This window comes from Aminobacter sp. P4_H6_2, assembly GCF_056400805.1.
Genome location: NZ_JBFUKO010000293.1, coordinates 1 through 6,821 on the forward strand (window position 1 = coordinate 1; position 6,821 = coordinate 6,821).

At 62.7% G+C, this 6,821-nt stretch carries 7 protein-coding genes; 5 read left to right on the forward strand and 2 right to left on the reverse strand.

Annotated elements, in window-relative coordinates:
• The first annotated feature begins 144 nt into the window (after window positions 1–144).
• The 5 genes from AC1DUU_RS19435 to AC1DUU_RS19455 all read left to right on the forward strand — a co-directional run bounded on the left by AC1DUU_RS19435 (window position 145) and on the right by AC1DUU_RS19455 (window position 5,082).
• Window positions 145–453 carry an acyl carrier protein gene (locus AC1DUU_RS19435; RefSeq protein ID WP_476785040.1) on the forward strand — a complete coding sequence of 103 codons (309 nt, stop codon included), beginning with the start codon at window positions 145–147 and terminating at the stop codon, window positions 451–453.
• 17 nt (window positions 454–470) lie between these two features.
• Window positions 471–1,658, forward strand: a complete 1,188-nt coding sequence (locus AC1DUU_RS19440) for a beta-ketoacyl-ACP synthase (RefSeq protein WP_476785041.1) — start codon at window positions 471–473, stop codon at window positions 1,656–1,658.
• Between the two features lie 18 nt (window positions 1,659–1,676).
• Entirely contained in the window at window positions 1,677–2,948 is a 1,272-nt protein-coding gene (locus tag AC1DUU_RS19445) for a beta-ketoacyl-ACP synthase (protein ID WP_476785042.1), read from the forward strand.
• A gap of 93 nt (window positions 2,949–3,041) precedes the next feature.
• Entirely contained in the window at window positions 3,042–4,070 is a 1,029-nt protein-coding gene (locus AC1DUU_RS19450; RefSeq protein WP_476785043.1) for a zinc-binding dehydrogenase, read from the forward strand.
• A 64-nt stretch (window positions 4,071–4,134) separates the two neighbouring features.
• The gene (locus AC1DUU_RS19455; RefSeq protein WP_476785046.1) at window positions 4,135–5,082 is read left to right on the forward strand and encodes a lipid A biosynthesis lauroyl acyltransferase; all 948 of its coding nucleotides are present in this window, start codon (window positions 4,135–4,137) and stop codon (window positions 5,080–5,082) included.
• A gap of 8 nt (window positions 5,083–5,090) precedes the next feature.
• Here the strand turns inward: AC1DUU_RS19455 and AC1DUU_RS19460 are convergent, their stop codons facing one another.
• Together AC1DUU_RS19460 and AC1DUU_RS19465 are read right to left on the reverse strand one after the other, a co-directional pair.
• A complete protein-coding gene (locus AC1DUU_RS19460) occupies window positions 5,091–6,011 on the reverse strand; it encodes a dimethyl sulfoxide reductase anchor subunit family protein (protein ID WP_476785044.1) in 921 nt (306 codons plus the stop codon).
• A gap of 4 nt (window positions 6,012–6,015) precedes the next feature.
• The gene (locus tag AC1DUU_RS19465; RefSeq protein ID WP_476785045.1) at window positions 6,016–6,783 is read right to left on the reverse strand and encodes a 4Fe-4S dicluster domain-containing protein; all 768 of its coding nucleotides are present in this window, start codon (window positions 6,781–6,783) and stop codon (window positions 6,016–6,018) included.
• Window positions 6,784–6,821 lie beyond the last annotated feature (38 nt).

The window sequence follows — 6,821 nt, forward strand, 5'->3', positions numbered from 1 at the left end:
GTCTTCTAGGGCGCACTTCACCTGCTTTCCCCAAGGTACGGTGCCTGCCCTCGCCGCGAAGGCGCAGGATTTGGCCTTTTCCTGACTGGAAAAACCGATTAGACAGCCCCTCAAAACTATGTGCGTAGAATCTGTCCTGGATTCATGACCGCCCTCATCAAAGGAAAAACCGTGTCCACGACCTTCGAGAAAGTCGCCAAGATCATTGCCGAGACCAGCGAGATCGACATCGATACGATCACGCCCGAGAGCCACACCATCGACGACCTGGGCATCGATAGCCTCGACTTCCTCGACATCGTGTTTGCCATCGACAAGGAATTCGGCATCAAGGTGCCGCTCGAGAAGTGGACCCAGGAAGTCAACGACGGCAAGGCTTCGACCGACGAGTACTTCGTCATGAAGAACCTCTGCGCCAAGATCGACGCGCTCGTCGCGGCGAAGAACGCCTGAGCACGCTGAAACCACCCATGGCCAATCGCGACGTCGTCATCACAGGCATAGGCCTCGTCTCCTCCCTGGGAGAAGGCGGCGCTGCCCATTGGGACAAGCTGACCGCACCGGGCACGACCCCGGTGATCGATGCCGAGCGCTTCACGCCCTATGCCATCCACCCCCTGCCCCAGATCGACTGGGGCCTGCAGATCGCCAAGCGTGGCGACCAGCGGCAGATGGAAACGTGGCAGCGGCTGGGCACCTATACGGCGGGCATGGCGCTCGACGACGCCGGCATCAAAGGCAATGACGAGCTCAGCGCGACCATGGACATGGTCGTGGCGGCAGGCGGCGGCGAGCGCGACGAAGCGGTCGACGCCGGCGTGCTGGCGGCATCTGAAAACCGCACCGACCGCGATGTGCTGCTCAACGAAAAGCTGACCACTGAACTCAGGCCAACGCTCTTCCTGGCGCAGCTTTCCAACCTGCTGGCCGGCAACATCTCGATCGTCCACAAGGTCACCGGCTCTTCGCGCACCTTCATGGGCGAGGAAGGCGCGGGAGTTTCGGCCATCGAGACCGCAGCCGCTCGCATCCGCTCCGGCCAGTCGACGCATGTGCTGGTCGGCGGTGCTTTCCAGACCGAACATTCCGACATGCTGCTTGGCTACGAACTGGCCGGCTATCTGCATCGCGGACCGTGGAAGCCCGTCTGGCAACGCCAGGGCTCGGAAGGCGGCGGTGTCGTAACAGGCTCCGGCGGCGCGTTCCTCGTGCTCGAATCGCGCGAGCATGCCGAAGCCCGTGGCCAGAAGATCTATGCCACGCTCGGCCCGGTGCTTTCCAGCCGCGCCATGCGCCGCAATGGCGGGCTCGAAGCGGGCATCGCCGAATTGCTGGCCAAGACCGATTTGCCCGATGGCGAGTTGCTGGCGGTCTCGGGTGCCTCGGGCGCCCATGCCGCAACCGCAGCTGAAAAGGCCGCCTTCGACGCCAATCCGGCGATCGCGGCCCGCGCCCTTTCGTCGCTGACAGGGCATATGAAGGAAGCGCAGTTTCCATTCGCCGTGGCGCTTGCAGCGCTTGCTGTCGACCGTGGCGCCGGCTACCCGGCCTTCGAGCAAGGCGAAAAGAATTTCGCCGGCAAGCCGGAAAATGTTCTGGCAACGGCGGTCGGCTATCACCAATTCGAAGGCATGGCGCTCGTTTCCGCGCCGCGCTGAAGGGTGTCAGGACAAAACATGGCCAATCTGAAGGATCATCTCGGCAGACCCGTCGTTGCCGTTACCGGCATCGGTGTCGTCACCTCGCTCGGCGTCGGCAAGGCCGACAATTGGGCAGCGCTGACGGCGGGCAAGTCGGGCATTCATCCGATCACCCGCTTCCCCATCGATCTGCTCAACACCCGCATCTCGGGCATGGTCGACTTCCTGCCGTCGAGCACCAAGGGYGCCAGCGCGCTGACCTATGAATTGGCCGAGACGGCAGCGCTCGAAGCTGTCGAGGAAGCCGGATTTGCCTCCGACGATTTCGACGGCCCGCTGTTTCTCGCCTCCCCGCCGGTCGAGCTCGACTGGCGCGACCGCTTCGCCCTTTATGCCGGCGACGACGAAGGCTCGGCCTCCGATCGCTTGCTCAAGGTGGCGCGCAGCCAGAATTCGCTCGACATGTTCGACACTTCGCAGTTCGGCTCGATCGCCGACCGCCTCGCCGACCGTTTCGGCACGCGCGGCCTGCCGATCACCACCTCGACCGCGTGCGCATCGGGCGCCACTGCGATCCAGCTCGGCGTCGAGGCCATTCGCCGTGGCGAATGCGACCGCGCGCTCTCCGTTGGCGCCGACGGCTCCGCAACCGCCGAGGCGCTGATCCGCTTCTCGCTGCTGTCGGCGCTGTCGACCAACAACGAAGTGCCGGAAAAGGCCTCCAAGCCCTTCTCCAAGGACCGTGACGGCTTCGTGCTCGCCGAAGGTTCAGCGGCATTGGTGCTCGAATCGCTGGAAAGCGCGCTAGCGCGCGGTGCCGAAGTGCTCGGCATCCTCAGGGGCTGCGGCGAAAAGGCCGACGACTTCCACCGCACCCGCTCCAAGCCTGACGGCTCACCGGCTATCGCCGCGGTCAAGGCAGCGCTTGCCGACGCAGGCCTCGCCGAAGACGAGATCGATTACGTCAACGCCCATGGCACCTCGACGCCTGAGAACGACAAGATGGAACATCTGTCGCTATCAACCGTGTTTGGCGAACGCATCCGCAAGATCCCGGTGTCGTCCAACAAGTCGATGATCGGCCACACGCTCTCGGCTGCGGGCGCCATCGAGGCCGCCTTCTCGCTGATGACCATGCGCGAAGGCGTCATTCCGCCGACCATCAACTACGACAATCCCGATCCCTCGATCGAGCTCGACGTGGTGCCTAATGTGAAGCGCAAGGCCGAGGTTCGCACGGTGCTTTCCAACTCCTTCGGCTTCGGCGGCCAGAACACCTGCCTTGTCATGGCGCGGGAACCGGTCTAAGCGACCGTCTCAACATCGATTAGGTGCTGCAGCGTCCTTTTTGCGCGTCGAAAGGGACGCGCGGCGCTGTAGCGACAAGGATTTAGCGAGATCATGCGCGCATTGCAGCTCGTCGAGGACCGCCGGCTCGAGCAGGTGGATATCGCCCCACCACCGCCTCCAGGCCTTGGCGAAGTCACGCTCCGCATCAAGGCTGTGGCGCTCAACCATATCGACGTCTGGGGCTGGCGCGGCATGGCCTTTGCCAAGCGCAAGCTGCCCTTGGTCATCGGCGCCGAAGCCTCCGGAGAGGTCGACGAAGTCGGCCCCGGCGTGACGGGCCTTGCACCCGATCAGCTGGTTTCGATCTATGGCGCCCGCACCTGTGGCCTGTGCCGTCCCTGCCGCGAAGGCCGCGACAATCTGTGCGAACACGTCTCTGGCGTGCATGGCTTCCATCTCGACGGCTTCGCCCAGGAAAAGATCAACCTGCCGGCGCGCCTGCTTGTTCCCGCTCCTCCCGGCGTCGATGCCGTTGGCGCTGCGGTTGCTCCCGTCACCTTCGGCACGGTCGAACACATGCTGTTCGACAACGCCAAGCTTCAGCCGGGCGAGACAATCCTCATCCATGCCGGCGGTTCGGGCATCGGATCGGCGGCAATCCAGCTCGCCAAGAAGATGGGCTGCACCGTCATCACGACAGTCGGTTCCAATGACAAGATCGACAAGGCCAAGGCCCTTGGCGCCGACCATGTCATCAACTACCGCGAGGATCGTTTCGAAGGCGTCGTGCGCAAGCTGACCAAGAAGAAGGGCGTCGACGTGGTTTTCGAACATGTCGGCAAGGACACCTGGGCAGGCTCGATGTTCAGCCTCAAGCGAGGCGGCCGCCTCGTCACCTGCGGCTCGACATCAGGCGTTTCGACAGAAATCAACCTGATGATGCTGTTCCAGCAACAGCTCAAGTTGCTTGGCTCATTTGGCTGCCGCATGGAAAACATGGCCGACGCCATGCAGAAGATGGCTGCCGGACTGGTCAAGCCGATCATCGACACCGAGGTCGACTTTACCTCCATCGGCACCGCGCTGAAGCGGATGGAAGGTCGCGACGTGTTCGGCAAGATCATCCTCCGCATCGACTGAGGATTTTCCCGAATTGCCCCGCAAGAAGGCCAGCAAGATCCCCAACCCCACGGTCAYGAAGATCATGGGGCATCTGCGCATGTTCAATTACTGGCTGGTCGCGCAGGTAGCGCTGGTGGCGCTCAAGCTGTTGCGCTTGCTGCCGGTCGACAAAGGGCTCAATTTTGCCGATCGCGCCGCTCGCACGGTCGGCCCCTGGTTCGGCCGTCATCGGGTCGCGCTGTCCAATCTGCGTAACGCCTATCCTGAGAAAACCGACGCCGAAATCGAAGCCATCGCCCTCGACATGTGGGGCAATATGGGCCGGCTCGGCGCCGAATATATCTTCCTAGAACAGATCTTCGACTACGATCCGCAGGCGACGACGCCTGGCCGTATCGAGGTTTCGGGTATCGACCATTTCGTGAAGATCGCTGGCGAGGACAAGCCGCACATCGTCTTCACCGCGCATCTTGGCAATTTCGAACTGCTGCCGATCGCTGCCGCCACCTTCGGCATGAAGATCACAGCGCTGTTTCGTCCGCCAAACAACCCCTACCTTGCCGAATATATCTTCTCGACGCGTAGCTCGAATATGGGGGATCTGCTGGCTTCGCAGCGCGGCGCGTCCTTCGCGCTGGCAGGGATTCTGGACCGGGGCGGCAATGTCGGCGTGCTCGTCGATCAGAAGTTCAATCGCGGCCTGCGCACGAAATTCTTTGGCCTCGAATGCGAGACCAATCCGGTCCTTGCCATGCTCGCCCGCCACTATGAATGCGACGTCTATCCTGCGCACTGCGTCAGGCTGCCCGGCAACCGCTATCGGCTGACCGTGGACGAAAAGCTGACGCTGCCGCGCCGCGCCGACGGCACGGTCGACGTTCAGGCGACCACGCAGATGCTGAATGACACGGTGGAGCGCTGGATTCGCGAAGACCCCGGCCAGTGGATGTGGTTCCACAAGCGCTGGAACCTGTCCCAAGGCAAGCGCCGCAAGGTCAACGCTGCCGGCAAGCTGGCCGCCGATTCCTGAGATTGTCCTCACCCGCCGTAGTAGTTCATCACCGCGTGGCGGGCTTCGGCGAAGAACAACCAACGCTCGACGACCAGGCCGAGCGCATAAAGCAACACCGCCAGGACTGCAGCCAGCAGGGCGATCGTGCTGCCACCCGCAAAAATGGCCACCAGCAACAGCACAGTAGGTATCACCCCGCCTGCGAGAATCGCCAGCATCGATAGTTTGAGCGCGTGCTTGCGCGCGACCTTAAAGCCCATTTCGCGGGTCAGGTAGTTGTCGTTGATGTGGGGCCGCTCGAACAACCTGACATGGCCGATATTACCGAGACCCGTGGCACTCTCCGGGGTCGACAGCGGCGCCAGCGTTCGCAGCCGCTTCCACCAGACACTTTTCGCCACCCAGGCGGCGATAACCACCACTAGCGCCAATAACGCGCACAAAACGCTACCGCTTCCCGAGATTGTGGCAACGACGGTTGCGAGCAAAAGCCCACCAGCCGCGGCAAACAGCAGGTAACATAGTGGCGTGAGGCCGGTGTTCCACGCCTGGATCGAACGCAGCGAGGCGTAGATCATCGCGGTGCAATAGACAGTGATGCCGCACATCACTGATCCGACCAGCCCGACGGCAGGAACATAGCGTCCCTCGACCACCGCGAACCATGCGGAAGTCGTCAGCGGCACGAAGGTCAGAACCGCCATCACGCCTTCGCGCGACAGCCAGCTCGATCGCCATTGCGACAGCGCCCGCCAGGCGCGCTGCGGATTGCCGAGATGCAGCGTCGACGACAACAGGCCGCCTCCGATCATCATCAGCGCAGCGATATGCGCGAGTTTTGCCGACAGGGTCGAGGCGTCGAGCAGGCCAAGCCCGAGCATCGCTGCGAGCCCGTAGCCGAGCCCGGAAAGCGTGGTGAATAAGATGATGGAAGGTGCGGGGTGCATTTTTTCAGATTCGGTCCAGCATACCGTCGAGCCAGGCAAAGAAGCCCTTGGCGCCGTCAGTGTTTTCAGCGAGCACTGTCGAACCAGCACTTGCGGCCAGTGGCTTGCGCGCGCGGGGCGGCAGATATTTGTTGGTCGGGCGTGTACCCTGCTCCGGCATGAGATCGTAGCCGCCGCGCTCAGCCACCATGCGCGAGACTTCTGAAGTCGGATCGGCGAGGTCGCCATAGTGCCGTGCATTGGCAGGGCATGTGCGAACGCAGGACGGCACGCGGTCGATTTCCTTCAGCGTCTCGTTGTAGACGCGGTCGACGCACAGCGTGCATTTCTTCATCACGCCTGCGGCGAGATCCATCTCTCTCGCACCGTAAGCGCACGACCACGCGCACAACCCGCAACCGATGCATTTGCTTTCGTCGACCAGCACGATGCCATCTTCGGCGCGCTTGTAGGACGCACCTGTCGGGCAAACAGTGACGCAAGGAGCATCCTCGCAATGCAGGCATGACTTGGGGAAATGCACGATGCGTGCCTCGCCCGCCTCGCCGATCACCTGCCCGCCCTCGGGCACGACCTCGAAGGTGTGGATGCGGTTGAGGAAGGTGCCTGAAACATCCGCGCCGTAGGGATCCTGGTCCGAAAGTGCGGCGCCATAGCCGCCGGTATTCCACTCCTTGCAGCTGATGACGCAGGCATGGCAGCCGACGCAGACGTCGAGATCGATGACGAGTCCGAGCTTTTTCGGTGTCGGCAGTAACGGCAAGCTGGTCATGGCGCGCCCTTTCCTTCTCCCCGTTCACGGGGAGAAGG